Below are 24,743 nucleotides of genomic sequence, written 5' to 3'. Positions count from 1 at the left end.
CTGATCTTGGGTTATTTCTTGTGAGCTCGGATTCCGAGTTCGGCCCGCCACCACGCAGGGTGGCGGGCCGATTCAGAGCCAGAAGGGCTAGGCGCGCGGAGCGTTGCCGAAGCCGGTCGTTCCGGGTGCAGCAGCGGTGGTGGCGACGTGGTCGTTACGCCGCTTCAGGCCGAGCAGTCCGAGCAGACCGAGGAGGCCGGCGAGACCCCACAGGCCGGTGTTGTCTCCGTCGTCCTCGTGTTCCGCCTGAGCAAACGTCGTGGTCGTCTCCGTCGCGGGACCGGCGTAAGTGGTGGCGTGCGCGAGGCCTGCCCCACCGAATGTCAGCGCGCCGGTCATACCGAGGATTGCGAGTGCTTTACGCATGGTGCATTTCTCCATCTTTGAGTTCGGTTCGTATGCAAACCGAATACAGACAGGGACCAGTGGGCTGTAGCCCCCCTATTGCGCGACAAGTGAAATCGTCCCCCGACGCCGTCCCCCGGTCGCGGAGCAGTCTGTACCCGAGCCAGACGTCACCAAACCGACATATTGGTATTGGAACGGAGTTCGACCATCTTCGAGTAGCAAGACCGAGACGAACGGCCAGCTCAGACGCAGCCCGAAGAGTCTTTAATTTTCAGCAAACTCTTTTCGGAAAATCTGGGTAGCCATCCGCGCGCGGCGGTGTGATGCCGTGGGGATCGGGTAAGCGGCCGCTTTACGAACGGCCGCCGTCGACGTACGGCGTGTGAACCGCAGGGCAAGGAGGCGAAGTCGTGGGATTCCCGAAACAGCAGCAAGAAGTTCCCGGCGCGCAATCGGCGATGAATCCTGTCCCGGACTGTGGCGAGACCACTTACCGTGGGACGGGCCGGCTCACCGGTAAGCGCGCCGTGATCACTGGCGGCGATAGCGGTATCGGTCGCGCCGTAGCGATCGCGTACGCCCGGGAGGGTGCTGACGTGCTGATCTCTTACCTCGACGAGGACGACGACGCCGCTGAGGTGGCCCGGCTCGTAGAGGACGCCGGACGAAAGTGCGTATTGATGCGTGGAGATCTGGCCGAGCCGGCACAGTGTCGAGCGGTGGTCGACCGCGCAGCCGAGGAGTTCGGCGGGATCGATGTGATCGTGAGCAACGCAGCGTTCCAAATGAGCCACGACACGCTGGAGGAGATCGGCGACGAGGAGTGGGACTACACGTTTCGGCTCAACGTGGGCGCCTACTTCCATTTGGTCAAGGCGGCGTTGCCCCATATGAGCCCCGGAGCGTCTGTCATCGGCAGTTCTTCGGTCAACTCCGACATGCCGTCGCCGACGCTGGCGCCCTACGCCGCCACCAAGGCCGCCATCGCCAACTTCTCGGCGAGCCTGGCTCAACTGTTGGGCGAGAAGGGCATTCGCGTGAACAGTGTGGCACCAGGACCTATCTGGACGCCGCTTATCCCCGCAACGATGCCGGAAGAGAAGGTCGCCAACTTCGGCGATGACACCCCGCTGGGCAGAGCAGGCCAGCCAGCCGAACTCGCGTCGGTGTACGTGCTGCTGGCGTCCGACGAAGGCAGCTACATATCCGGTGCGCGGGTGGCTGTCACGGGCGGTCGGCCAATCCTCTGAGTCGTCGCGTGCAGGCGGAGTCGAGCACTTATTCGGCGCCGGCTGCGATGCGGGCGTCAGTCGCTGCAGCGCCTAGAGACGTCACCCTGGGGCGGTCATGGCCGAACGCAGCACCTCGAAATCATGGTCGTCGATCGTGAACACTCCCGCGCGGAACTTATAGCCCCACCGCGTCGTGTCTTCGATGAAGTTGAGGTTCGGCAGCAGCGGTCGGATCGGCGTCTCGGCACATTCGAGGAAGTCGACGTTACGGCGCCATGGCTGGAAGTCGGGCGTCACCTCGGTCTGATAGGGCTCGTCGTCGACGATTTGCCCGATTGCGGTGAAGGCTTGCAACGGATCGCCGTCCGGATAGTCCGTCTTCGGCGAGTAGAAGATGATCCAGTCGCCGCGCTCCATTTTGCGCAACATGTGCGGTCTGCCGTGATTGGCCTGCGTGAAGCGCCCGCGCACCCCGCGCTCGACGTGGCCACGGCTAACCGTGTTTATCCAGTTCGTCATGTCATGCACGCTAAGCGCGGGTGCTGACAGATCTGCGCTCGTTTTGCGCTGCCTGTGGATAACTGCGGTGACAAACTGTGCCGGTGACGACCAATAGCGACATCTACGAGCGCCTCGGAGTCCTCGAGCAGCTCGTCAGGCACCTGTACGAGCAGACCGGCGTGCCCATGCCCAACCCTGCGGCGATCGCCCGTAACGAAGCGCCGGCTCGCGTGCGAGAACTGGTCGCGGCCGGCAACAAGATCGGCGCCATCAAGGCCTACCGCGAAGAAATGAACGTCGACCTTGCCACGGCTACGGCCGCCGTCGAGGCGCTGTACTCCTAGAACCAGTCGCGCTGGAGCGGCGAGCCCCGGCGGCGCTGTGTTTTCAACGTCAAGGCTGCGATGCCGAGGGGTCGCCTCGCGAGGCTCGGCGCCATAGCAGCCCCTTGCCGAGCGCCCGCTACTGCGACGCTTACCCGAACTCACGGTTCCCTCAACCCGCGCCGTGCGATGCAAAAGCGATGCAACGCAGCAAGTTTCGCGATCCGGATAGGCGCGTTCCGGCCGAACGCGCCTGATGGTCGGCTAGAAGGGGCTGCTGTTGGATTGCCAGCGCGCCTCTTCCGGGCGCGGGCCGTATTTGCGGGCGTAGGCCTCGTGCATGGCGGCGTCCCTCTTGCGCTTGATCTGGTCGACGAGGTTGGGGTCCAGATCGTGTTGCGCGAGGCGGTGCCTGCGCCACACCTTGTTCAGCGCCAGCGCCATCAGGATCGCCCAGATGTAGATCGGCGCCGTCATCTCCAGGTGCACATACAGCGACGCCGGCAGCAGCCAAAGCGGAGCGAGGACCAGCAGTGGTGGAATCGCCATGCGGATCATGTGCCGACGGACCGCGCCGTTATCGGCCAGGTCGTGGGCCACCCACTCTTGCATCGAGTCCGGCAGTCGCTTCCCGTACACATACGCGATGAATTGCAATGGTCCAGGCTTGTTCATCGGGATTCCTTCTCTTCATCGAGCGCGCCCGCGGCCAGCGCCGCAGCGTTGACCCGGGTGAGTACGTCATGCAGCCGTTCGAGCTCGTCGAGGCCGACACCGAGCCGCTCCACCACTGCCGGCGGGATCTTCAACGCTCGCCGGCGTAGCTGAACACCCGACCTGGTCAGGCTTACGTCAGTCGCCCGCTCATCGACGACGCTGCGCGTACGTGTGATCAACCCGAGCGCTTCGAGCCGCTTGAGCATCGGAGACAGCGTCGCCGAATCCAATTGCAGTGCAGCGGCAATCGCCTTGACCGACAGCGGCCGATCGGCGTTGGACTTGTGGTTGTCCCACAGCGCGAGCATCACGAGATACTGCGGATGGGTGAGGCCCAGCGGTTCGAGCAGCGGACGGTACACCGCCAGCACGGCGCGGTTGGTCACCGCGAGCGCGAAGCACACCTGCCGTTCGAGAGCCAGGGGATCGATGTCTGCGTCGACGACCGTCATGCCACCAGCCTACGCCGATTAGATAGGGCACTAACTAATAGCGTGCTAGATATCACACCCTTGTTAGCATCACCACGCCATGTCTGATGAGCCGATCCGCGCCGACCATGCGGAGCTGTTGCAGCGCCGCGCCCTGACCGAGGACGCTGCCCGGCCCGACGCCGTCGAACGCAGGCGCAGCCGCAACGGTCGCACCGCGCGGGAGAACATCGCCGACCTCGTCGACCCGGATTCGTTCGTCGAATACGGACGCTTCGCGATTGCCGCCCAGCGCCACCGTCGCGACCTTGCCGACCTGATCGCCCGCACACCGGGCGACGGCCTGGTGGCGGGCACGGCCCGTATCAACAGCGAGCTCTTCGGCGAGGCGAATGCCGCCTGCGCCGTGCTGTCCTATGACTACACGGTGCTCGCGGGTACCCAGGGTGCGCTCGGCCACCGCAAAAAGGACCGGCTCTTCGAGCTGATCGAACGCATGCGTCTGCCGACCGTCTTCTTCGCCGAAGGTGGTGGCGGCCGTCCCGGCGACACCGACTACCCCACGGTCTCCGCGCTCGACGCTCGTGCGTTCAAGCTCTGGGCGGCGTTGTCGGGTCTGGTGCCGCGCATCGCGGTCGTCAAGGGCCGCTGCTTCGCAGGCAACGCCGTCATAGCAGGCAGTTCGGACCTGATCGTCGCCACCGAGGACACCTCGCTCGGGATGGGCGGGCCAGCGATGATTGCGGGCGGTGGGCTCGGTGACGTCCACCCCGACGAGGTCGGTCCAATCCGCATGCAGGAACCCAACGGCGTGGTGGACGTCGTCGTCGCCGACGAGGCCGAAGCGGTAGCCGTGACCAAACGCCTGCTCTCCTATTTCCAGGGCACGACGGCACCGGGAACCGCAGGCGACCAAACACCCTTGCGCACAATGGTTCCCGAGCGGGCGCGGCGGGCCTTCCCGGTGGCGCCGATCATCGAGACGCTGGCCGACGAGGGATCGGTGACCTTCCTGCGCCCGCGCTTCGCCGCCGAGATGGTGACGGCGCTGGCCAGAATCGACGGCCGACCCGTCGGTGTCGTCGCGAACAACAGCATGGTGATGGCCGGGGCGATCACGGCGGCGGCATCCGACAAGGCGGCGCGCTTCCTGCAACTGTGCGAAGCATTCGGGCTGCCCGTCGTATCTCTGATCGACTGCCCGGGCTACATGGTGGGGCCGGCGGCCGAAGCCGAAGCGCTGGTGCGCCGCGCGTCGCGGATGCTGGTGGCCGGGGCCGCGCTGAGCGTGCCGCTCGTGGCCGTCGTGCTGCGTCGCGGCTATGGACTGGGCGCCCAGGCGATGCTGGGCGGCAGCCTGCACGAACCCGTGCTCACATTGGCTTGGGCGGGAGCACATCTCGGTCCGATGGGCCTCGAAGGTGCGGTGCGATTGGGACTCCGCAAGGAACTCGAGGCGATCGCCGACGACGACGAACGAGAAGAGCGGGTGCGCCAGGCCACCGCGGCAGCGCAGGAGAATGCCAAGGCGCTCAACGCCGCTCAGCTCTTCGAGATCGACGACGTGATCGACCCGGCCGACACCCGCCGGCTCATCGTCGACACCCTGAACGCCGCCACCATGCATGAACCACGCCGGACCGATCGGCGCTTCGTCGATACCTGGTAACCGCCCGACGCCGACCCCTCGATGCGGCGGCGGGCGATTCAGCGGTCAGGCGATGTCCGCGTAGTAGTAGCGGCGCGGCCGCACCACCTCACCGTTGCGCTCGGCGAGTGATTTCAACTGCCGCAGGGCAAACGTCCGGCCGCGACCGCTTTCGGGGATGACGATGCCCGCCCACAGGCCCTCGGCCCGCGGAAGTTCGCACGCGTCGCGGGCGCAGAGCCAGCGCCGTGGGCACGCCCTGCAGATCGCCTTGGCCTCTTCGTCGGCTGACGTTGTCCACCGCTCGGGGTCACGCGTGCAGGCACCGATCGGCGTCTCGTCCCAATGTGTTGTGTTCATCCGAACCGCTCCCTTATCCGCTCTGCGGCAGGTGCGCCGCGTTGTCGTCAAGCTAGCGCACAAACCGTAGCGATGCAACAGTTAGCGCTACGACTAGGACCGCGGAGTGATGGTGTCGAGGCTTTAAGACCTTCGCCCCGATCGCCCAAAATCCGATCTGAACAGCGCTGAATATAGATACAATGGCATTTCCCGACGGCCGAGAAACCGTAGCGCTCGGACGTAGCTGGACCTCAGAAAGACATAGCTTTGCCACAGATCTACCGGCACCACGCGGCCCCAAGTCGTAGCGGTAGACCCAGCGGCCGATAGGATTGCGTCGCCGCTCCGCCCCGCGAGTTTCTCGAGGAATGCCCGTTGATGACCGACCCGGAGTCGATCGATGTGCTTGACGAAGGGATGCGGCGTGCCGGTGCGGCCGCGGCGGCCCGCCGTCGCGAACTCGACATCAGCCAGCGCAGCCTGGCGACCGACGGAATCATCAACGCGGGCGCACTCATCGCCTTCGAGAAAGGCCGCAGCTGGCCGCGCGAGCGCACCCGAGCAAAGCTCGAAGAGGTGCTGCGTTGGCCGCCGGGAACGATCGCGCGGCTGCGGCGGGGAGAGCCGGTCACCGTTGAGCAGCCCGCCGAATCTGCTGCCGACAGGGACGACGACGTCCCGCTGATCGCCCAGGCGGTCGTCACCGCGGTCAATACGTTCGGCACCGCGGTCGAGGCGCTGCCATCCGTCGACGACCCGGAATTCACGCCGCGCGCAACGAAGATCCTTGCGGACCTACGTCAGCTCGAGGCCGTCGCGGCGCGGGCCGCCCGGATCAGCAAGGTGTCACCGGCGTTGATCAAGGCTTTGAGCGCGGTGCGTACGCGCTACGACGAACTCATGCTGCGGGCCGCCCGCGCACCGCAGGCCACGGTGGGGCAGCGACTGTACGCCGCGCGGCGCGGCGCGAACCTCACGATCCTCGAAACTGCCCAAGCCGCAGGTGTTTCCGAGGAGGATGTGATCGCCGCCGAGGCCGAACAGCCCCTGTCGGCCGCGGCGGTCGGGGACATCGAATCACTGATCGAGCAGCTGAACTGAAACCGCGTCAGTAGCGTTCGCGGCTGCGGTCATCGAGGGTCGGGAAGTAGTCGGCGAGCGCCGCCGCGATCTCGATGAAGCGCCGCCGCGCCGCCGGTGACATCTCACCGATGCCGTCGATGACACCGCCCGGCCGTAGATGCCCGTCGAAGGGCACCTCGACGACTTTCTGGCCCTGGCTCGAGAACTGTTGCGCCAGAATCGAACGCGTCCGCTTGTCGGCGTGTCCGTCGGAATCGTTGAGCACGATCACTGTCCGCTGCAGCAGAGCATTGAGTCCGCGGGCCGCCAGCCAGTCCAGCGTCTGACCGGCGGCAGCCGCCCCGTCAACCCACGGCGAGGAGACCACCACCAACGCGTCGAGGTCGCGCAGCACCTCTTGGGTGACCGGGGTGTCCATGGTGGAGCTGCAATCGACGATCGAAATCGTGAAATACCGGTCGAGCCGCGATGCCGCCTCCCGGTAGATCGCGGGATCGAGCACCCGCCGACGCGCAGGAGTTCCCTCACCGGCGAGAACGAACAGCCCGGCCGAGTTGTTGCCCACCCGGCTGCGGACATCGGCGAAGGTTTCGAGGTGCTGATCGGCGGCCAGTTCCCAATAGGAGCCCTGCGCCCTCGGGTCTACGCGGCTGCCGAGCTTGCCGAATGCGGTATCGGCATCGATGGCCACCACCCGGTCGTCCTGGCGCAGTTCGGCGAAGACCGATCCGATGCTGGCCGACACTGTGGTCTTTCCGACACCGCCCTTGCCCATCACGCCGACCTTGAAATGACCGCGCAGTCCGGACTTGACCTTCGCTTCGAGCTGGGCTTGCAGGATCTCCTCGGGTCCCTGGCCCAGGTTCACCAGACCGAATGTGGCCTTGAACAGAGCGAGACGCCATCCGCTGCCCGGCGGGGTGCGACGCTGCGGCACCAACTCGTCGGCGCGGATCCGCTCCGCGTACGAGCCGCCGGGTGCTTGCGCGATCGTGCTTTCCAGGCCGTAGCCCGGGGCCCACTGCTGGGGTTGCGGGGCTGGGCCGCCAGGGGCCGGCGGTCGTGGCGCGCGCGGGGGCTGACGATCTGGCTGCGGCGGCGGCGCGGTCCACGGTGCGGTGTCGCCGCGGGTGGGCGGCAGCGGTCCGGTCTCGCGAGGCGTACCCGGCGGCGGGCCGTAACGGGGGTTGGGTTGACGGAAATTGCCGGCTGCTCGATCAGGCTCCCTGAACGGAGGAGGCGCACCGGGCTCCGGCGGCGGCGCAATCGGCGGCCGGCTCACCTCTGTTGTCGTGCCAGGCTCCGCGTTGGCGTCCGGTGTCGACGGAGGGACCGAGGGGGGGACCGAGGGGGGGACGTAGTCGACGGGCGGGCGTGGGAAAGCCGCTTGCCGTGTCGGCGGCGTCGGTTCCGGGTCGGCTGACGGCTCGAAATCGGTTTCTTCGGGACCGGTCCATCCGAGCTTTCTCCGCAATTCATCATCGCGGTCGGTCACTGCGTGTCTCCTCGGAATGTCGTGTGATGCGCGGGTCGGCCCCTTTCCAGTATCAACCAAACTGCCGTTTGCAGCGCAGACGCGCCGCCCGCGGTGGTGGCAGCCGGGGCTAGCAAACACAGCTATCCGTCCAGCGAGCCGCCGGCCGCGTGCCGTCACGACACCGCTGAGCGCGTATACCCGCGATCCTCGAAGCGCCCATCCATTTTCGGGTGTTAGGTTTGGCCGACCTAGATCTGGCGCTGTCAGACGGTTCGCCAGAAGTAGTCGACAAGGTCTGGAAGTGGTCCTAGAGTCAGCCTGAGCGTTGCTGAGCACGTGCACGATCCGACGGACTGCGACCGTGGTCAGCGCCGAAATTGGTGACATGGGGGCGGCCGGACCGCTGGTACGCTTTCACGCAGCGAAGGGGATTGCGAGAAGGGATCGAAGGACATGCGTGAGGTTCGTGGCAAAGCACCGGCGGTCGGTGCGCAGTGACACGACCCCGGACGTCCGATGACACGCCAGACGCGGCGCAGCACCTCCTGGACTTCGGCCAGCAGATCATCGCCGGCATGAAGAGGACGACGGGCGTCGGCGAGCCCGACCCCGGCGCGCAGTTCGACGAGGGACGCCGAGAATTCAGCATAACCGGCCAGACGTTGCTGTCGGCGGCTGCCGACGAACGCTGGGACGGCGCCGGAGCCCGCGCCTATGCCGATCAGAACACCCGCCAACAAGTGCGAACAGAGTCGATGGCCGACGCCGATCACGCCGTCTTCTCCGTGCTCGACCGCGAGGCCCGCCAAATCAAGCTGCGCCGCGAAACCCTCGACGATCAGTCGGAGATCCTCGCCAGGACCAATTGCGCGACCTTGCCGCTGCAGTTCATCCCGCGCTACGGGGATGCCGCAAAGCTGGCCATCGAATCCTCGGCGCTCTCGGGTGCACTCCTCGGCAGTGCCCAGGCGCTCCACGACTTGCACGACGACGTCTCCGCCAATGCCGCAGAGCTTTCGCAGGTAGTCGGCCGATACGCGCAGGTCGCCGACGGCGCCGATGTATCCGACGGCGATGTAAGACCAGCGGAACCGGAGCAGGTTGGGCGGCCGACACCGTTGCCCGATAGCGTGCATCCGGAGACCTCACCCGGACCGACCGCCGGGCAGGCGACGAACGTGGGAGAAGGGGTCCATGTCGGGGGATGACTTGCGCGTAACGACCGCGCACCTTGACGAACTCACCGTCAAACAGGTGCGCGCCGCCGCATCGACCAGATCCGCAACGCTTCTTGCCGAGGGCGTCGACGCCACTGTCAGGTCCACGCACGGCGTCATCGCGTCGGCCACCGCAGCGGCTGTCAGCGCCATCGTCGAGGCGCGTCGGGGTGCCGGTATGAAGATCGCCGCGATTTCTGACGACCTGGGCCACAAATTGCACGACGCCGCACGGCGCTACGACCAGACGGACGAGGTCATGGGCCGTGCGCTGGATGGAGAGGTGCAGCCACGGTGAGCGGCGTGCGTCAGGACGTCACCCACATCGACGACGTCGTCGGCGTGGAGGTCACGATCGACGGGATGCTCGTCATCGCCGACCGCATGGGGCAGTCGGAGTTCCCAACGGCGCTGGGTATCCGGCTCAACATTCCCCAGCCCGAGCTGCGCGACATCGTGTGGGAACAGGTGGCGCGTGACCTGACCGCGCAGGGTGTGCTCGACGTGTTCGGTCGACCGCACCCCGAGGTCGCCGCGATGGTCGACACGCTCAGCCGGTCCGATCGCACCCTGGAAGGGCGCTGGTGGCGGCGCGACGTCGGCGGCAAGATGATCCGTTTCGTGGTGTGCCGCAAGGGAGATAGACACATCGTCGCCGCGCGCGACGGCGACATGTTGGTCTTACAGCGCGTTGCCCCTCAGGTCGGTCTGGCGGGCATGGTGAACACCGTCCTCGGCACCGCCAACCCCGCCGACGTGGAACCGTTGACGGGCGTCGCGAGTCAACTAGGGGAGTGTCGGGACGCGAACCAACTATTGAAGTACGGCATCGCACCCACCTCGGCACGTGCCTACGCCGACATCATCGCGAACCCGGAAAGCTGGGTGGAGATAACGGCGGTCGAACGCCATCCCGGGGGCACATTCACCCAAGCCGATGTCGCGGCAGGCGTACTCGATTCACGCCAGGGCCGCATCGTGTCGATACCGCGTCGCGTGAACGGCGAACTGTACGGCAGCTTTCTGCCGGGCACCACGGAGAACCTTCAGCGCGCACTCGACGGCTTGATCGGATTCCTGCCGTCGGGCAAGTGGTTCGACCAGAAAGAAGCCGAGGCGCAGTGAGGAAAGCACTACATGGCGGCTGAGCATCAGCCATACGACCCCGACGAGCGCGACGATCTGGCCGCGCTCGATTTTTCGCGTCCGGATCCGCACCCGGACGATGCAATACCGGTGCCTACGTTCACCGTGACCAATCCGCCGCGCACCGTGACCGTCACCACCTTCATGGACGGCCGCGTCAAGCAGATCGAATTGTCTTCGAGGACCTCAGATATGACCGAACCCGAGCTCGCCGACGAGATCGTCGTCATCGCGGGCCTGGCCACGCAGGAAGCGAAGTCAGCGCAGTACTCGTTGATGCTCGAGGGCATGCGCGAGCAGGGCCACGACGACGCGGCCACCCGCGACTTCCTCACGCGCGACCTGGATCTGCCGTCGCCGGAAGACACCAGGGCGGCACGGTCGCAGGTCTTCGCGACACGGTACGGGGGCGACGACGATGAATGACCACCTCGCGAACCTCTTCAGCAGCGCGGTGGGGATGTTGCCCAGCTCTCCGGCGCGATCGTTCGAGATCTTCTCCGAGATCACGGCAATGGACGAAACCGCTTGCGACGCATGGGTGGGACGAATCCGGTGCGGTGACACCGACCGCGTGACGCTGTTCCGGGCCTGGTACTCACGTGCGAACTTCGGACAGCTGGCCGGGCACGCCGAGATTTCGATGAACAGCGTCAACGCGCGGGTGCCGATCGGTGGCCAGTTCGGCGACATCACCTATCCGATCAATTCGCCGTTGGCCATCACGATGGGCTTCGCCGTCCATGAGGCCGCGGTCGGCAACTATGCCGATGCCATGGAGGCGCTGGAGGACGTTCCGTCAATCGGTGCAGAGCATTTGGTGTCGTGGGTGAAGGCGGTGATCTATGGCGCGGCCGAGCGCTGGACCGATGTCATCGACGAGGTCAAGGGCGCCGGCGCTTGGCCGGACAAGTTCCTCGCGGCCGCCGCAGGTGTCGCGCACGGCGTGGCCGCGGCGAGCTTGGGGCTATTCACCGAGGCCGAACGACGGTTGACCGAGTCGAACTCGTCGCCGGCCGGTGAGGCATGCGCGCCCGCCATCGCGTGGTATCTCGCGATGACGCGCCGCGGGCAAGGCAACGAAGAATCGGCCGTGGGGCTGCTGGAGTGGCTGCAGGCCACCCACCCCGAGCCCAAGGTCGCTGCGGCGCTGAAGGATCCGAACTATCGAATGGTGACCACCACTGCCGAGAAGATCGCCGCGCGAAAGGATCCGTGGGACGCGGCAAGCGTCGAGGCGGACAACACGGGCCGCGAAAAGCTGCTCGCCGAAGCAGAGGCCGAACTGGATCGTCAGATCGGGCTCACCCGCGTCAAGGAGCAGATCGAGGCGTATCGCGCCGCGACGCAGATGGCGAAGATCCGCGCGGCGCGCGGTATGAAGGTCGCCCAGGCGTCCAAGCACATGATTTTCGCGGGCCCGCCGGGTACGGGCAAGACGACGATCGCCCGCGTGGTGGCCAACATCCTGGCTGGGCTCGGCGTCATCGGCGAACCGAAGCTGGTCGAATCCTCGCGCAAGGATTTCGTCGCCGAGTACGAAGGTCAGTCCGCGGTGAAAACCAGCCGCACCATCGATCGTGCCATCGGCGGCGTGCTGTTCATCGACGAGGCATACACCTTGGTGCAGGAGCGCGACGGCCGTGCCGACCCGTTCGGTACCGAAGCGCTGGACACGCTGCTGGCCCGGATGGAGAACGATCGCGACCGGCTGGTTGTGATCATCGCGGGCTACAGCAACGACATCGATCGGCTGCTCGAGTCCAACGACGGTCTGCGCTCGCGTTTCGCGACCCGCATCGAGTTCGATTCCTATCTGCCGAGCGAGATCGTCGACATCGCCAAAGTGATTGCGCAGAACAATGATTCGTCACTCGATGACGAGGCAGCGAAGCGGGTGCTCGAAGCCGCGACACTGCTGAGCCAGCGTGCGCTCAACGGTAAGCCGGCACTGGACATCGCAGGCAACGGCCGGTACGCGCGTCAGCTGGTGGAGGCCGGTGAGCAGAACCGCGATATGCGGCTGGCCCGGTCGTTGGACTTCGAGAGTCTTGGCGTCGACGAGCTGAGCCAGATCAATGGTGACGACATGGCCGCCGCAATTTCCGGTGTGCACGCGCGACTGAGCGTCGGCGAGTAGGCATGGCGAGTTTCCGGCTTACCACCAAGGTGCAGGTCAGCGGCTGGCGCTTCTTGCTGCGCAGGGTCGAGCACGCGATAGTCCGACGGGACACCCGCATGTTCGATGACCCGCTGCAGTTCTACAGCCGTGCGGTGTCGGCGGGCATCGTGATCGCCGTGCTGATCTGTCTGGGTGCGGCGCTGCTGGCGTACTTCAAACCGCTCGGAAAGCGCGGCAGCGACACACTTCTCGTCGACCGCACCACCAACCAGCTCTACGTCGTGATTCCCGGCAGCGATCAGCTACGGCCCGTCTACAACCTGACGTCGGCGCGCCTGGTGCTGGGTAACGCCGGCACTCCGGTCGCCGTGAAGTCAGACGAGCTGGACCGGATGCACAAAGGGCAGCCGATTGGCATTCCCGGTGCGCCGTATGCCACCCCCGTCGGCGGCGCCAACTCGATGTGGACGCTGTGCGATACCGTGACCAAGCCCGAGAGCGTGGCGCCGGAGATCGAGACATCGGTTGTGGTGCAACCGCTTTACCTCGACTCGTCGGTCGGCCCCATGCGCCCCGACGAGGGCCTGCTGGTGAGTTACGAGAAGGACAACTGGCTTGTCACCGAAACCGGACGGCACGCCATCGACCTGTCGGACCGCGCGGTCACATCGGCGGTGGGTGTCCCCGTGACGTCCAAGCCGACGCCGGTCTCGGAGGGCGTCTTCAACGCCCTGCCAAACGCTGGGCCGCTGCGGCTGCCCGCCATCGCCCGGTTCGGTGAACCGAATACCGTTGGGTTGCCGCCGAATCTGGTGATCGGCTCGGTGTTCATGGCACTGACCGAAGACGGCGAACAACACTTTGTGGTGCTGCCCGACGGTGTGGCGCGGATCAATGGCACCACGGCGGCGGCCCTACGAGCCACCAATTCCTTCGGGCTGGTGACGCCGCCGTCCGTCGAGGCCAGCACGGTCGCGAAGATCGCCGAGCAGGTGTACGGCTCACCGCTACCGGATGAGCCACTCGAGATTCTGCTGCGTGAGGACGCGCCGACGCTGTGCTGGTCGTGGCAGCGTGAACCGGGCGATCAGGCCCCGAAGACGACCGTGATCGCGGGCCGTCACCTGCCGATCGCCCCGTCCGCGATGAGTACTGGGATCGACCAGATCGGCGGCGACGCAAGGGTTTACCTCGACGGCGGTAAGTACATCCGGCTGCAGTCGCCGGATCCGCGTTACGGCGAGAGCCTGTACTACATCGATCCGCAGGGGGTGCGCTACGGGCTGCCCGACGAGGAGACGGGCAGCACGATCGGCCTGAGTGCACCAGTGACCGCCCCGTGGCAGGTGGTCAGCCTGCTGGTCGACGGTCCGGTGCTGTCCAAACAGGCGGCGCTGATCGAGCACGACACCTTGCCGCCGAACCCCAACCCGCGCAAGGTCGGTGACGGCACCAGCGCCGGCGCTCAACCCGTCACCGCGAACACCGGAGGTGGCCGATGACCACCAAGAAGTTCACGCCGATCATCAAGCGCGGACCGCGGCTGACGCCCGGCGAGATCAACGTGACGCCACCGGATGACCTCGGTGTCGAGATCCCGCCGTCGGGCATCCAGAAGGCGCTGCCGTGGGTCATGGGCGGCGGCATGCTCGGCATGATCGCGATCATGATCTTCACCGGCATCCGTCAGCTGTCGCCGTACATGTTGATGATGCCGCTGATGATGATCATGGCGACAGTCGGATTCATGGCCGGTGGCGGTCCCGGCGGCAAAAAGGTGCCCGAGATCAACGCCGACCGCAAGGAATACCTGCGGTACCTAGCGGGGTTGCGCACCCGGGTGACGTCGTCGGCCGCTGCCCAGGTGACGTTCTTCAACTACCACGCACCGCATCCCGACGATCTCCTCTCGATCATCGGGACCAACCGGCAATGGTCGCGTCCCACCAACGCCGACTTCTTCTCGGCCGTGCGCATCGGCCTCGGCGCCGAGCCTGCGGTCGACCGCCTGCTCAAGCCTGCCGTCGGCGGCGAGCTGGCCGGTCCGCAAGGTGCTCCAGCACCGCACCTCGAACCTGTCAGCCATATGTGGGTCACCAAGTTCCTCCGCACCCACGGCCTGATTCACGACTGCCCGAAACTGGTTCAGCTACGGACTTTTCCGACCATCGCGGTCGGCGGCGACCCCGACGGGGCGGCGGGCTTGCTCACGGCGATGATCTGCCACCTTGCTGTGTTCCATCCGCCGGACCTGTTGCAGATCCGGGTGCTCACGGACAATCCGGAAGACCCGAGCTGGGCCTGGCTCAAGTGGCTGCCGCACGTGCAACACCAGACCGACACGGACGCCGCGGGTGCGACGCGACTGGTGTTCACCCGCCCCGACGGGCTGAGTGACCTGACCGCGCGCGGCCCGCACACGCCCGACGCGACACCGAGCGGACCGTACGTCGTGGTCGTCGATCTCTCCGGCGGTAGGGCCGGTTTCCCGGTCGACGGCCGGGCCGGCGTCACCGTTCTCACGCTCGGGAACCACCGCGGCTCGGCGTACCGGATTCGCGTCGACGCCGACGGCACGGCCGACGACCGGCTGCCGAACCAGACTTTCCGGTTGATCACCTCGGCGACCGACCGGATGACTCCCGAACACGCGAACCGCATCGCGCGCAAGCTCGCCGGATGGTCGATCACCGGCACGATCATCGACAAGAGCGTGCGGGTGCAGAAGAAGGTCGCCACCGAATGGCACCAACTCGTCGGCGCGCACACGATCGAAGACGTGACGCCCAACAGGTGGCGGATGTTCACCGACACCGACCGGGACCGGCTGCGCATCCCGTTCGGCCATGAACTGAAGACCGGCGACATCATGTATCTCGACATCAAGGAGGGTGCGGAGTTCGGCGCCGGCCCACACGGGATGCTCATCGGCACAACAGGTTCCGGTAAGTCGGAGTTCCTGCGTACGCTGATCCTGTCACTGGCGGCCACCCACCATCCGGACCAGATCAACCTGCTGCTCACCGACTTCAAGGGTGGTTCGACGTTCCTGGGCATGGAGCGGTTGCCGCATACCGCCGCAGTGGTGACCAACATGGAGGAGGAAGCCGAACTCGTCAGCCGCATGGGTGAGGTCCTCACCGGTGAGCTGGACCGCAGGCAGTCGATCCTGCGGCAGGCAGGCATCCAAGTAGGCGCAGCGGGGGCGCTGTCGGGAGTCGCGGAGTACGAGAAGCACCGTGAGCGCGGCGCCGATCTGCCGCCGTTGCCAACGCTTTTCGTCGTCGTCGACGAGTTCGCCGAATTGCTGCAGAACCATCCGGACTTCATCGGGTTGTTCGACCGCATATGCCGCGTCGGCCGGTCGCTGCGCGTGCATCTGCTGCTCGCGACGCAGTCGCTGAACACCGGCGGTGTGCGTATCGACAAGCTCGAGCCAAACCTCACCTACCGCATCGCACTGCGCACCACGAGCTCGGCAGAGTCCAAGGCGGTGATCGGAACCCCTGAGGCTCAATACATCACGAACAAGGAAAGCGGCGTCGGATTCCTGCGGGTCGGCATGGAGGACCCCGTCAAGTTCCACAGCGTGTACACCGGCGTCAACTATGTCCCGACGACAACGGTGCAGGACGACGGGGAAGTCAAGCCGCGGGCTCAGAGTCCGGACCGGATCCGCATTCGCCATTTCACGGCAGCGCCGATCTTCGACGCGGCGGGAGCTCAGTCGTGACAGTCCAACCGGAACAGCGGGTGCTGCGCGAGGTCATCATCGATCAGCTCGACACCGGCGAAACCCGCGCCTATCGAATGTGGTTGCCGCCGTTGGCCGATCCGACTCCGGTGAACGAGCTCATCGAACGCGATCATCAACGGCAGCCGCTGCGGTTCGGGCTGGGAATCATGGACGAACCGCGACGGCACCGCCAAGAGGTGTGGGGTGTCGACGTGTCGTCGGCGGGCGGCAACATCGCTGTCGGTGGCGCACCGCAGACGGGCAAGTCGACGTTCCTGCAGACGCTCGTGCTCTCGGCCGCGGCGACGCATAGCCCGCGACAGGTCCAGTTTTATTGCATCGACCTCGGCGGCGGCGGCCTGATCTACCTCGAGGATCTTCCGCACGTCGGTGGTGTGGCCACCCGCTCCGAACCGGACAAGGTGAACCGCGTCGTCGCCGAGATGAAAGCCGTTCTGCGCCAGCGTGAAGCGCTGTTCAAGCAGCTACGCGTCGGCTCGATGGCGGCGTACCGGCAGATGCGTGAAGATCCGAACCACCCCGCCGCCGTCGACCCGTTCGGCGACGTGTTCATGGTCATCGACGGCTGGCCCGCATTCGTCGCCGAGTTCCCCGACCTGGAGCCGGTGGTCCAAGACCTCGCCGGACAGGGCCTGCAGTTCGGGGTGCACACGGTGATCTCCACGCCGCGGTGGACCGAGCTGAAGTCACGTATTCGTGACTACCTCGGCACCAAGATCGAGTTCCGTCTCGGCGACGTGAACGAAACCCAGATCGACCGCATCACCCGCGAGATCCCGCAGAACCGACCCGGGCGCGCGATCTCGGAGGAGAAGCACCACTTGATGATTGGCGTCCCCCGGCTCGACGGTGTGCACAGCGCCGACGACATCGTCACAGCGATGTCCAACGCGGTGGAGACCATCAGCGCGCAGAACACCGACCAGGCGCCGAAGGTCCGGGTGCTACCGGAGCGCATCTACCTGCACGAGTTGGACCCGAACCCACCCGGACCCGATAGCGACTACCGCACACGGTGGACGGTTCCGCTCGGCGTGCGCGAGTCGGACCTCTCGGTGGCGTACAACGCCATGCACCTCACGCCGCACCTGCTGATCTTCGGAGCGCCGAAGTCGGGCAAGACCCGGATCGCGCACGCGGTGGCGCAGGCCATCTGCAAGCGCAACGATCCGTCGCAGGTGCGGTTCATGCTGGCCGACTTCCGGTCTGGGCTGCTCGACGCGGTGCCGGACAGCCATCTGCTGAATGCCGGGGCGGTGAACCGCAACCAGTCCACGCTGGAAGTGTCGATCCAGGCCCTCGCCGGCAACCTGCAGAAGCGGATGCCCCCACCAGACTTGACCACCTCCCAGCTGCGGTCGCGGTCATGGTGGCAGGGCCCCGACGTGGTGCTGCTGGTTGACGACTGGCACATGATCGTCGCAGCCAGCGGGATGGTTTCCCCGATGGCGCCGTTGTTCCCGTTGTTGCCTGCCGCTGCCGATATCGGCCTGCACATCATCGTGACGTGCCAGATGAGCCAGGCGCATCGCGCCACCCTGGACAAGTTCGTAGGTGCCGCCTATGGCGCCGGTACACCTACATTGTTTCTGTCCGGGGAGAAGGTGGACTTCCCCTCACGTGAGATCAAGGTGCTGCGCCGGCCTCCTGGCCAGGCGTTTCTCGTGTCACCGGATGCCAAAGAGGTCATCCAGGCGGCGTATGTGGATCCACCGGAAGAAGAAGTGTTCTGACCACCCCTCAGACGCGGTTAGTATAAATCGGAGACGTCCTAGCAAACATGGTTTCAGGTGCGAGCGGCGGGGTCGGGGGAAGATTCCAGACTCACTGGCTATGTAGGCTAGGTCCTTCATAAATGAATAACCAGGCAATTCATCTATGTACGAGGAGATAGCGCAAATGCAACCCTTGGAGCACAACCCGGCGGCCGTCGGCGTGGGCGCGCAGGTAGTCGCAAACGGTGTTCGCGGATTGGCCGCTGGTACCGTCGCCACCGCCGCGGTGACTGCACTGGTGCCCGCCGGTGCCGACGAGGTGTCCGCTCAGGCGGCTGCAGTGTTCGCCAAGGAGGGCATCGAGGCCCTTGCGCTGAACACCTTTGCCCAGGAGGAACTTTCCCGGGCCGGCGCGGCGTACATGGAGAGCGCGGCGACCTACGCAGCGGTCGACGCCGCCAACGCCGCGACTCTCTGAGATCTCGCTGACCATAAGCGAGGAATCAACAAGCGATGGAATGGCATGGAATGCCGCCGGAGGTGAACACTGCGCGGCTGATGTTGGGTGCTGGTCCGGCACCCATGCTTCAGGCCGCGATGGGGTGGGAAGCTCTGGCGATATCCCTCGAGACTCAGGCCGACGAATTGGTCGCGAGTCTGACTGCCCTGACATCGGCGTGGAGTGGTTCAGCAAGTGAGAGGGCCGTTGCCTCGACGATGCCCATGGTCGTCTGGCTGCGGACGGTTTCCGCCCAGGCGATGAAGCGGGCACTGCAAGCGACGGCGCAGGCCAACGCCTACACCGCCGCGATGGCGACCACACCGCCGCTGGTGGAGATCGAGCAGAACCACATCACGCACGCGGTGCTCGAGGCCACCAACTTCTTCTGGGTCAACACCATCCCGATCGCGCTGAATGAGATCGACTACTTCATCCGCATGTGGAATCAGGCTGCGGGGGCGATGGACGTCTACCAAACCGAAACGCTGCTGAACCTGATGTTCGAGCTGATCGCACCGCCGAAGCCGATCGTGATGCCCGGCGTCGGAGAGAGTGGTGCGGCCGCAGCGCTCGCGTCGGCGGCGGCCATGGCGCCCGCTGCCGCGGTGCGCAATGCGGCCATCGCACAGGTCAGCACGCAGTCGAAGATGGAATCGGTACTGCTGACCGCGGGTAACGCGGCTGCTCAGAGCAACATGGCCGCTCAGCGTGCCGAAGGTCAGGTGCAGAAGGCCGAAAATGCCGCACCGCAGGCTCAGCAGATGCAACAGGGCATGCAGATTGGCATGCAGACGGCGTCGCAGATCGGATCGGTGGTTGGCCAGATTCCGCAGCAGGCCAGCCAGATGATCATGCAGCCGATGCAGCAGCTGACGCAGCCACTGCAGCAGGTGTCGGCGCTGTTCAGCAGCCTGGGCGGCGCTGACAAGGCTCAAGTGGGCCTCATCGGTGCCAGTCCGCTGTCCAATCATCCATTGGCCGGCGGCTCGGGTGCTGGCTCGGGCGCCGGGCTGGTGCGCGCGGCGTCGTTGCCGGGTGCAGGAGGCTCCGCGCCGCGAACCCCGTTGTTGGCCAACCTGATCGGCGAGACCAAGCCCCTGGTGCCGGTCGGTGCCGCCGCCGGCGCGGGCGGTATGGGTCTGGCGCCGGTCGGTGCGGGCGGTGGGGGTGGGCCGATGCACGGAATGGGCCAGCGCGGTAAGAGCGGTGGCGCCAAGACAGGTCTGACGGCGCCCTCCGTGCTGCCCCAAGACCTCGGAGAAGACGAAGAAGACGACTGGTAATCACAGACTTCCCGGTCCCGTGACCGGAAAGACTCGCCATCGAGTGGTGAGGACACAGGAAAAGGAATAGGAAGCACACAATGTCAGCAGGAATGGAAACTGATGCTGCTGTCCTCGCCAAAGAGGCCGGCAACTTCGAACGAATCTCGGGTGAGCTCCAAGCCATCATGCATCAGGTCGACGCCACCGCGGCCGGGCTCAAGGCAAGGTGGCTAGGCGACTCAGGTGACGCCGCTCAGTTGGCAGTCACCCGCTACCAAGAGGCCGCGCAGACCCAACGCACATTGCTGGACGAAATCAGCACGAATATCCATGGTTCGGGCACGGACTATACGGCCACTGACACCGATCAAGCTTCGGTGGTGCAGGCCGCGATGAAAAACATGGGCATCTGACCCAGATCAATCGAAACGGAAGGACAGAGTATGAGCTCTACCAATGGACCGCAGTTATGGGACTTCGGCGCAATTGAGGGCGGGGCCGGCGAGGTCGGAGGCGTCGTCGCTCGAGTGCACGGGCTACTCGATGAGGGTGCGGCGTCGCTGGCGACGCTTCAGTCGGTCTGGGGCGGCAGCGGCTCCGAGGCTTACCTTGCCGTGCAGACGCGCTGGGACAACGCTTCTCTTGAGTTGAACACCGCGCTCCAACAGCTGGGCCATGCCATCAGTCAGGCTGGCGAGACCATGGCCCAAACCGAAGCGGCCGTCACCACGAGGTTCGTCTAGCACGACGTCGCGCCTAGGTGGGCGGGACAGCTCACGCTGACCTGCCCACCGCGCGTCTCGAACTTCTAGCAATGAGAGGTACTCATGTCGGCAGATTATGACCGGCTTTTCCACTCTTCCGGGGACGCCGTGAAGACAGCCGACGACGCGGATCGCGACGTCACCGCCACAGGTCCGGCGCCCGCCAGCGGCCCCGGCCTTAGCGAAGTGAAGCCGCCGGCGATGCCCGTCGATCCCCACCAGACCCAGGCCGCCGCCGCGCCGCCACCGCGTCAGACCGAGGTCACGACGCAGATGCCGGCTACGCGCTCGATGGCGCCGCAGCGACAGCAGCCGAACGGGATGATGCGGACACCGAAGGCCACCGGCCCGGTAGGCGCCCGTTTTGAGCAGCAGCGGCCGGCACCGGCACCGGCTCCACGGCCCGCACCGGCACCCGCGCCTTCGCAACACTTCGCCGAGGGGCAATCCGAGATCGATGTGATGCGCCGGGCGGGCCAGCCCGCGCAGACGTCGGCGGCGACGATCGGCAACCATCGCGCCATCGATGCGCTGTCGCACGTCGGCGTGAAGTCCGCCGTCAAGATGCCCTCCCAGCGCGGTTGGCGGCACCTGCTGTATTTGTTGACGCGCATCAATCTGGGGCCGTCGCCCGACGAGCTCTATGAGATGGATCTGCATACCCGGATCCGCCGAAATGCCCGGGATTCGTACCAGATTGGGGTCTTCGGGCTGAAGGGTGGCGTGGGAAAGACCGCCATCACTGTCTCGCTCGGTTCCGCGCTGAGCAAGGTGCGTGGTGACCGGATCCTGGCCATCGACGCGGACCCAGACGGCGGCAACCTCGCCGATCGTGCGGGACGTCAGTCGGCAGCGACGATCGCAGACTTGCTCTCGGACAAGGAACTTGCGCGGTATAACGACATTCGTGCGTACACGAGCATGAACGGCTCGAACCTCGAGGTGCTGTCGTCCGACGAGTACAGCGGTGCGCGTCGCGAGTTCAACGACGAGGACTGGAAAGGCGCGACGGGTATCGTGTCGCGCTACTACAACCTGGTGCTGGCCGATTGCGGTGCCGGGCTTTTCCAACCCGCCGCACGCGGTGTGCTGTCCACGGTTTCGGGTCTGGTCATCGTGGCGAGCGCGTCGATCGACGGTGCTCGTCAGGCCGCGATCACCATGGACTGGTTGCGCCAGAACGGGTACCAGGATCTGCTGGGCCGCTCGTGCGTGGTGATCAATCACGTCGTGCCGGGCAAGCCGAACATCGATATCGAGGATCTGGTGCAGCAGTTCGAGCGCCATGTCCCGCCGGGCCGCGTAGTTGTGCTGCCGTACGACAAGCACATCGCAGCAGGCACGGAGATCCAGTTGGACCTCCTGGGTAAGGACTTCCGACGCCGGATCGTCGAGCTGGCCGCAGGGTTGTCCGACGACTTCGACAGGCTCGAACGCCGTTGACCTCCACCGCCGCTGCGGCACCCGCGTCGGGAGTGACGCCCGGCAGGCCATCGACCACACGTGTGACGATCCTGACCGGGCGACGGATGACCGACCTGGTGCTGCCAGCATCGGCACCGATCGAAACATATATCGATGAGACGGTGTCGGTGCTGGCCGAGCTCCTCGAGGACACCCCGAAGGACGTCCTCGCCGGGTTCGACTTCTCGGCGCAAGGCGTGTGGGCGTTCGCGCGCCCTGGCGCACCACCGCTGAGGTTCAACGAATCGTTGGACGACGCCGGTGTGGTCGACGGCTCCCTGCTGACGCTGGTCTCGGTCAGCCGGACCGAACGTTATCGGCCGCTGGTCGAGGACGTGATCGACGCGATCGCGGTGCTCGACGAGTCGCCTGAGTTCGACCGCACCGCATTGAATCGGTTTGTTGGCCTGGCGATTCCGTTCACCGCGCTGGCGGTGACGGTGATGTCGTTGGTGTCGTGGTCACGCAGCGGGCACACCTGGTGGTGGGCTGTGGCGCTGGCCGTTCTCGGCCTGGGACTGTTGGGCGGCAGCATGTTGGCGACCAACCGCTACCAGAACATCGACATGTCGGAGAGCATGCTCGTCGCGGCGATACCCGCGCTGGCCGGTGCGGCGGCGCTCGCTGTACCGCTGCCGAATGGCGTAGGCGGGTTAGGTGCGCCGCAGGCCGCCGGTGCGGCCGCGGTCGTGTTGTTGTTGACGCTCGCCACGCGGGGGGGACCGCGCAAAAGAGCTGAGCTGGCTTCGTTTTTCGCGGTCGCGTCGATCGCGGGTACCGCGGCGGCCGTCGCGTTCGGCTATGGATGGCAGTACTGGGTGCCCGCAGGCGCGATCGCGTTCGGTCTGATCATCGTGACCAACGCGGCCAAGCTGACGGTGGCCGTCGCGCGAATTGCGTTGCCGCCGATTCCAGCGCCCGGCGAAACCGTCGGAAGCGAGGAACTTCTCGATCCGGTCGCCACGCCCGTCGGCGATGAATCACCGACCTGGCAGGCGATCATCGAGTCGGTGCCGGACTCCGCCGCGCGGCTGCACGAACGTAGCCAGTTGGCGACGCGACTGCTGATCGGTTTCGTGACCGCGGGCGCGTTGATTCTGGCGATCGGCGCGATCACCGTTGTGGTGCAAGGACATTTCTTCGTCCACAGCATGATCGTTGCGGGGCTTGCCATGTCGATCTGTGGATTCCGCTCTCGGCTCTACGCCGAGCGGTGGTGTGCCTGGGCGTTGTTGGCCGCGGTAGTCGTGATTCCGACCGGGTTGATGGTGAAGCTGTCGCTGTGGAATCCCGACCGTGCGTGGCTTGTGCTCAGCCTGTACGTAGCGCTGGGGATCGTGACCTTGATCGTGGTGGGAGCGGCCAGCAGTGTGCAGCGGGTGTCGCCGGTGACCAAGCGGATTCTCGAATTGCTTGACGGCGCGGCCATTGCGGCGATGATCCCGCTGCTGTTGTGGATCGCCAGCGTGTACGACCTGCTGCGGAACCTGCGGTTCTGATCGCGATGAGTGGCGAGGTTCCGAAGTTCGATCCCGAGGCGCTGCACAGTGCGACAGCGGCTTTCGGTGATGCGGCCGAGACTCTGAGCCGTTTTCAGGCCGACGAGCCCGTTGGCGACGCCGCCTCCTCGGTGGGGGATCTGCTCACTGCCGAGTCATGTCGCAAGGCGCAAGAGGGCATCAACATGGCGGTTTCCGCAGCCGTCGAGAGTGTGCGCGAGTACAGCGAAAGCCTGGACGCGGCATCTCGCGGGTATTCCGCTTCGGAGCAAGCTACGGCCGCCGACATCGCCGGCGTCGACATCCCGAACTGAGGTCACCCGAGCGGCACTCCCGAACTGTCCTTGAACGCTGCGAAGAACGCGTTGTGGCCGTCTTCGAATCCCTTTGTGCCGATGTAGTTCTGGAGATCGAGATAGTACGTACGCATGGCGGTGCTGGAGAACTGCTTCTCGACCTCTGTGGGCGACATCAGCCGGCCGTCCTGCACGTACTTGCTGACGATCGCGGGATTGGGATCGGCCGGCACCAGGATTGCAGCAATCCGTACGGCCATCTCGCTGGTCGCTTGGCCGCTGGACGGTGTCGGGATGTCGCTGTTCGCGAGTTCGACCGCGCCATAGGCGGCGCCCAATAGTGAACCCGCTGCTTTGAGGGCGGCGACTGACTCGTCGCTGTCCGGTGGGTCTGCCGCGGCAGCTTCTTCGTACTGCTCGGCTGAGGCGTGTGTCGCTTCGACGGCGGTCCGGCCGGCTTCGGGGTCGGCGACGAAGACCGACAGCAGGTTGCGCAGCGCCAGCGGATCGTCGGCAACCTGCGCGCGAAGGGAGTCGAAGGCGCTCTGCCGCCCACCGACGAGCTCACCGAGGTGGGGAGCCAGTGCGGTGGCGTAGCTGCGGACCAGCTGGGGATTGAGTTGTGCGGCTGACACTTTCGTGAGGCCAAGGAATCCGGAGTCCAACGCTGCCAACTTGGTGTGGTTGGACATGAGGAAGTTTGCGAGTGCCGCGGCCGCTTGGTTCGCGTCGTTGTCCTGCTGACTTATCCAGGTGAAGCGTGCGCCGGCAGCCGTGCCACCGTCGTCCCATCCGTACGTTGTCACGTTCGTGAGGAGGTCGTCGCGGCCGGTGAGCATGCTGAGCATCTCTGACGGGGAATCGGGGGGAAGCTCGGGAGCTGAAGTGCTGCAG

At 65.7% G+C, this 24,743-nt stretch carries 26 protein-coding genes; 19 read left to right on the top strand and 7 right to left on the bottom strand.

What is annotated here, in order from left to right:
* Nucleotides 1-87: 87 nt before the first annotated feature.
* Nucleotides 88-366 (bottom strand): WGxxGxxG family protein, encoded by a 279-nt coding sequence (locus ACIA48_RS01305; protein ID WP_396726902.1) that lies wholly within the window; start codon nucleotides 364-366, stop codon nucleotides 88-90.
* A gap of 392 nt (nucleotides 367-758) precedes the next feature.
* Between ACIA48_RS01305 and ACIA48_RS01300 the strand changes: the two genes are divergently transcribed.
* The gene (locus tag ACIA48_RS01300; protein WP_396726900.1) at nucleotides 759-1,598 is read left to right on the top strand and encodes an SDR family oxidoreductase; all 840 of its coding nucleotides are present in this window, start codon (nucleotides 759-761) and stop codon (nucleotides 1,596-1,598) included.
* Nucleotides 1,599-1,679: 81 nt separating this feature from the next.
* Here ACIA48_RS01300 and ACIA48_RS01295 read toward each other — a convergent pair whose 3' ends face one another.
* Entirely contained in the window at nucleotides 1,680-2,099 is a 420-nt protein-coding gene (locus ACIA48_RS01295; protein WP_396726898.1) for an EVE domain-containing protein, read from the bottom strand.
* Nucleotides 2,100-2,182: 83 nt separating this feature from the next.
* Between ACIA48_RS01295 and ACIA48_RS01290 the strand changes: the two genes are divergently transcribed.
* The gene (locus ACIA48_RS01290; RefSeq protein ID WP_396726896.1) at nucleotides 2,183-2,425 is read left to right on the top strand and encodes a hypothetical protein; all 243 of its coding nucleotides are present in this window, start codon (nucleotides 2,183-2,185) and stop codon (nucleotides 2,423-2,425) included.
* Nucleotides 2,426-2,668: 243 nt separating this feature from the next.
* Here ACIA48_RS01290 and ACIA48_RS01285 read toward each other — a convergent pair whose 3' ends face one another.
* Together ACIA48_RS01285 and ACIA48_RS01280 are read right to left on the bottom strand one after the other, a co-directional pair.
* A complete protein-coding gene (locus ACIA48_RS01285) occupies nucleotides 2,669-3,079 on the bottom strand; it encodes a DUF5313 domain-containing protein (protein WP_396726895.1) in 411 nt (136 codons plus the stop codon).
* Complete coding sequence (locus ACIA48_RS01280) at nucleotides 3,076-3,573, bottom strand: MarR family winged helix-turn-helix transcriptional regulator (protein ID WP_396726893.1); 498 nt, start codon at nucleotides 3,571-3,573, stop codon at nucleotides 3,076-3,078. Before ACIA48_RS01280 ends, ACIA48_RS01285 begins: the two co-directional genes overlap by 4 nt.
* A 79-nt stretch (nucleotides 3,574-3,652) precedes the next feature.
* Between ACIA48_RS01280 and ACIA48_RS01275 the strand changes: the two genes are divergently transcribed.
* The gene (locus tag ACIA48_RS01275) at nucleotides 3,653-5,221 is read left to right on the top strand and encodes an acyl-CoA carboxylase subunit beta (RefSeq protein WP_396726891.1); all 1,569 of its coding nucleotides are present in this window, start codon (nucleotides 3,653-3,655) and stop codon (nucleotides 5,219-5,221) included.
* A gap of 45 nt (nucleotides 5,222-5,266) precedes the next feature.
* Here ACIA48_RS01275 and ACIA48_RS01270 read toward each other — a convergent pair whose 3' ends face one another.
* Nucleotides 5,267-5,560, bottom strand: a complete 294-nt coding sequence (locus ACIA48_RS01270) for a WhiB family transcriptional regulator (RefSeq protein WP_396726889.1) — start codon at nucleotides 5,558-5,560, stop codon at nucleotides 5,267-5,269.
* Nucleotides 5,561-5,920: 360 nt separating this feature from the next.
* Here ACIA48_RS01270 and ACIA48_RS01265 point away from each other — a divergent pair, with 360 nt between their 5' ends.
* Nucleotides 5,921-6,643 (top strand): transcriptional regulator, encoded by a 723-nt coding sequence (locus tag ACIA48_RS01265; protein ID WP_396726887.1) that lies wholly within the window; start codon nucleotides 5,921-5,923, stop codon nucleotides 6,641-6,643.
* A 7-nt stretch (nucleotides 6,644-6,650) separates the two neighbouring features.
* Here ACIA48_RS01265 and ACIA48_RS01260 read toward each other — a convergent pair whose 3' ends face one another.
* On the bottom strand, nucleotides 6,651-8,120 hold the full coding sequence (locus ACIA48_RS01260; protein ID WP_396726886.1) for a MinD/ParA family protein: 1,470 nt from the start codon (nucleotides 8,118-8,120) through the stop codon (nucleotides 6,651-6,653).
* A 476-nt stretch (nucleotides 8,121-8,596) separates the two neighbouring features.
* On the opposite strand from ACIA48_RS01260, the gene ACIA48_RS01255 reads away from it, so the two are divergent.
* The 15 genes from ACIA48_RS01255 (at nucleotide 8,597) to ACIA48_RS01185 (ending at nucleotide 23,867) form a co-directional block, all read left to right on the top strand.
* Nucleotides 8,597-9,310 (top strand): EspA/EspE family type VII secretion system effector, encoded by a 714-nt coding sequence (locus tag ACIA48_RS01255; RefSeq protein ID WP_396726883.1) that lies wholly within the window; start codon nucleotides 8,597-8,599, stop codon nucleotides 9,308-9,310.
* Nucleotides 9,297-9,617, top strand: a complete 321-nt coding sequence (locus ACIA48_RS01250) for a type VII secretion target (protein WP_396726880.1) — start codon at nucleotides 9,297-9,299, stop codon at nucleotides 9,615-9,617. The genes ACIA48_RS01255 and ACIA48_RS01250 overlap by 14 nt, the downstream gene beginning before the upstream one ends.
* A gap of 65 nt (nucleotides 9,618-9,682) precedes the next feature.
* The gene (locus ACIA48_RS01245; protein ID WP_396728430.1) at nucleotides 9,683-10,444 is read left to right on the top strand and encodes an ESX secretion-associated protein EspG; all 762 of its coding nucleotides are present in this window, start codon (nucleotides 9,683-9,685) and stop codon (nucleotides 10,442-10,444) included.
* Nucleotides 10,445-10,456: 12 nt separating this feature from the next.
* Nucleotides 10,457-10,891 carry a YbaB/EbfC family DNA-binding protein gene (locus ACIA48_RS01240; protein ID WP_396726877.1) on the top strand — a complete coding sequence of 145 codons (435 nt, stop codon included), beginning with the start codon at nucleotides 10,457-10,459 and terminating at the stop codon, nucleotides 10,889-10,891.
* On the top strand, nucleotides 10,884-12,605 hold the full coding sequence (gene eccA / locus ACIA48_RS01235; RefSeq protein WP_396726874.1) for a type VII secretion AAA-ATPase EccA: 1,722 nt from the start codon (nucleotides 10,884-10,886) through the stop codon (nucleotides 12,603-12,605). The genes ACIA48_RS01240 and eccA overlap by 8 nt, the downstream gene beginning before the upstream one ends.
* A 2-nt stretch (nucleotides 12,606-12,607) precedes the next feature.
* On the top strand, nucleotides 12,608-14,089 hold the full coding sequence (eccB, locus tag ACIA48_RS01230; protein WP_396726871.1) for a type VII secretion protein EccB: 1,482 nt from the start codon (nucleotides 12,608-12,610) through the stop codon (nucleotides 14,087-14,089).
* Entirely contained in the window at nucleotides 14,086-16,320 is a 2,235-nt protein-coding gene (gene eccCa, locus ACIA48_RS01225; RefSeq protein ID WP_396726868.1) for a type VII secretion protein EccCa, read from the top strand. The genes eccB and eccCa overlap by 4 nt, the downstream gene beginning before the upstream one ends.
* Nucleotides 16,317-18,077, top strand: coding sequence for a type VII secretion protein EccCb (gene eccCb / locus ACIA48_RS01220; RefSeq protein ID WP_396726865.1), 1,761 nt, complete (start codon nucleotides 16,317-16,319; stop codon nucleotides 18,075-18,077). Before eccCa ends, eccCb begins: the two co-directional genes overlap by 4 nt.
* Nucleotides 18,078-18,243: 166 nt before the next feature.
* On the top strand, nucleotides 18,244-18,537 hold the full coding sequence (locus ACIA48_RS01215) for a PE domain-containing protein (protein ID WP_396726862.1): 294 nt from the start codon (nucleotides 18,244-18,246) through the stop codon (nucleotides 18,535-18,537).
* A 35-nt stretch (nucleotides 18,538-18,572) separates the two neighbouring features.
* Nucleotides 18,573-19,844: a PPE family protein gene (locus tag ACIA48_RS01210; RefSeq protein WP_396726860.1), complete on the top strand. Its 1,272-nt coding sequence runs from the start codon at nucleotides 18,573-18,575 to the stop codon at nucleotides 19,842-19,844.
* A 92-nt stretch (nucleotides 19,845-19,936) separates the two neighbouring features.
* On the top strand, nucleotides 19,937-20,239 hold the full coding sequence (locus ACIA48_RS01205; protein WP_396726857.1) for a WXG100 family type VII secretion target: 303 nt from the start codon (nucleotides 19,937-19,939) through the stop codon (nucleotides 20,237-20,239).
* A 30-nt stretch (nucleotides 20,240-20,269) separates the two neighbouring features.
* Nucleotides 20,270-20,569, top strand: coding sequence for a WXG100 family type VII secretion target (locus ACIA48_RS01200; RefSeq protein WP_396726854.1), 300 nt, complete (start codon nucleotides 20,270-20,272; stop codon nucleotides 20,567-20,569).
* An 84-nt stretch (nucleotides 20,570-20,653) separates the two neighbouring features.
* A complete protein-coding gene (locus ACIA48_RS01195) occupies nucleotides 20,654-22,033 on the top strand; it encodes an AAA family ATPase (RefSeq protein ID WP_396726851.1) in 1,380 nt (459 codons plus the stop codon).
* On the top strand, nucleotides 22,030-23,553 hold the full coding sequence (eccD, locus tag ACIA48_RS01190; protein WP_396726850.1) for a type VII secretion integral membrane protein EccD: 1,524 nt from the start codon (nucleotides 22,030-22,032) through the stop codon (nucleotides 23,551-23,553). Before ACIA48_RS01195 ends, eccD begins: the two co-directional genes overlap by 4 nt.
* A gap of 5 nt (nucleotides 23,554-23,558) precedes the next feature.
* Nucleotides 23,559-23,867: a hypothetical protein gene (locus ACIA48_RS01185; RefSeq protein ID WP_396726847.1), complete on the top strand. Its 309-nt coding sequence runs from the start codon at nucleotides 23,559-23,561 to the stop codon at nucleotides 23,865-23,867.
* 2 nt (nucleotides 23,868-23,869) lie between these two features.
* Here ACIA48_RS01185 and ACIA48_RS01180 read toward each other — a convergent pair whose 3' ends face one another.
* A complete protein-coding gene (locus tag ACIA48_RS01180; protein ID WP_396726844.1) occupies nucleotides 23,870-24,688 on the bottom strand; it encodes a hypothetical protein in 819 nt (272 codons plus the stop codon).
* Between the last annotated feature and the right edge of the window lie 55 nt (nucleotides 24,689-24,743).

The organism is Mycobacterium sp. NPDC051804, assembly GCF_044452905.1.
GTDB lineage: Bacteria > Actinomycetota > Actinomycetes > Mycobacteriales > Mycobacteriaceae > Mycobacterium.
The sequence above is the reverse complement of the archived record's forward strand: the minus strand, read 5'-3'. Positions and strand labels throughout refer to the sequence as shown.

What these genes read in the sequence shown, in the direction of transcription:
- ACIA48_RS01185 (WP_396726847.1), top strand. Translation starts at nt 23,559, where the DNA reads ATGAGTGGCGAGGTTCCGAAGTTCGATCCCGAGGCGCTGCACAGTGCG.
- ACIA48_RS01205 (WP_396726857.1), top strand. Translation starts at nt 19,937, where the DNA reads ATGGAAACTGATGCTGCTGTCCTCGCCAAAGAGGCCGGCAACTTCGAA.
- eccB (WP_396726871.1), top strand. Translation starts at nt 12,608, where the DNA reads ATGGCGAGTTTCCGGCTTACCACCAAGGTGCAGGTCAGCGGCTGGCGC.
- eccA (WP_396726874.1), top strand. Translation starts at nt 10,884, where the DNA reads ATGAATGACCACCTCGCGAACCTCTTCAGCAGCGCGGTGGGGATGTTG.
- eccCa (WP_396726868.1), top strand. Translation starts at nt 14,086, where the DNA reads ATGACCACCAAGAAGTTCACGCCGATCATCAAGCGCGGACCGCGGCTG.
- ACIA48_RS01180 (WP_396726844.1), bottom strand. Translation starts at nt 24,688, where the DNA reads ATGCTCACCGGCCGCGACGACCTCCTCACGAACGTGACAACGTACGGA.
- ACIA48_RS01200 (WP_396726854.1), top strand. Translation starts at nt 20,270, where the DNA reads ATGAGCTCTACCAATGGACCGCAGTTATGGGACTTCGGCGCAATTGAG.
- ACIA48_RS01280 (WP_396726893.1), bottom strand. Translation starts at nt 3,573, where the DNA reads ATGACGGTCGTCGACGCAGACATCGATCCCCTGGCTCTCGAACGGCAG.
- ACIA48_RS01240 (WP_396726877.1), top strand. Translation starts at nt 10,457, where the DNA reads ATGGCGGCTGAGCATCAGCCATACGACCCCGACGAGCGCGACGATCTG.
- ACIA48_RS01250 (WP_396726880.1), top strand. Translation starts at nt 9,297, where the DNA reads ATGTCGGGGGATGACTTGCGCGTAACGACCGCGCACCTTGACGAACTC.
- ACIA48_RS01295 (WP_396726898.1), bottom strand. Translation starts at nt 2,099, where the DNA reads ATGACGAACTGGATAAACACGGTTAGCCGTGGCCACGTCGAGCGCGGG.
- ACIA48_RS01265 (WP_396726887.1), top strand. Translation starts at nt 5,921, where the DNA reads ATGACCGACCCGGAGTCGATCGATGTGCTTGACGAAGGGATGCGGCGT.
- ACIA48_RS01210 (WP_396726860.1), top strand. Translation starts at nt 18,573, where the DNA reads ATGGAATGGCATGGAATGCCGCCGGAGGTGAACACTGCGCGGCTGATG.
- ACIA48_RS01285 (WP_396726895.1), bottom strand. Translation starts at nt 3,079, where the DNA reads ATGAACAAGCCTGGACCATTGCAATTCATCGCGTATGTGTACGGGAAG.
- ACIA48_RS01245 (WP_396728430.1), top strand. Translation starts at nt 9,683, where the DNA reads ATGCTCGTCATCGCCGACCGCATGGGGCAGTCGGAGTTCCCAACGGCG.
- ACIA48_RS01195 (WP_396726851.1), top strand. Translation starts at nt 20,654, where the DNA reads ATGTCGGCAGATTATGACCGGCTTTTCCACTCTTCCGGGGACGCCGTG.
- ACIA48_RS01305 (WP_396726902.1), bottom strand. Translation starts at nt 366, where the DNA reads ATGCGTAAAGCACTCGCAATCCTCGGTATGACCGGCGCGCTGACATTC.
- ACIA48_RS01275 (WP_396726891.1), top strand. Translation starts at nt 3,653, where the DNA reads ATGTCTGATGAGCCGATCCGCGCCGACCATGCGGAGCTGTTGCAGCGC.
- ACIA48_RS01270 (WP_396726889.1), bottom strand. Translation starts at nt 5,560, where the DNA reads ATGAACACAACACATTGGGACGAGACGCCGATCGGTGCCTGCACGCGT.
- ACIA48_RS01215 (WP_396726862.1), top strand. Translation starts at nt 18,244, where the DNA reads ATGCAACCCTTGGAGCACAACCCGGCGGCCGTCGGCGTGGGCGCGCAG.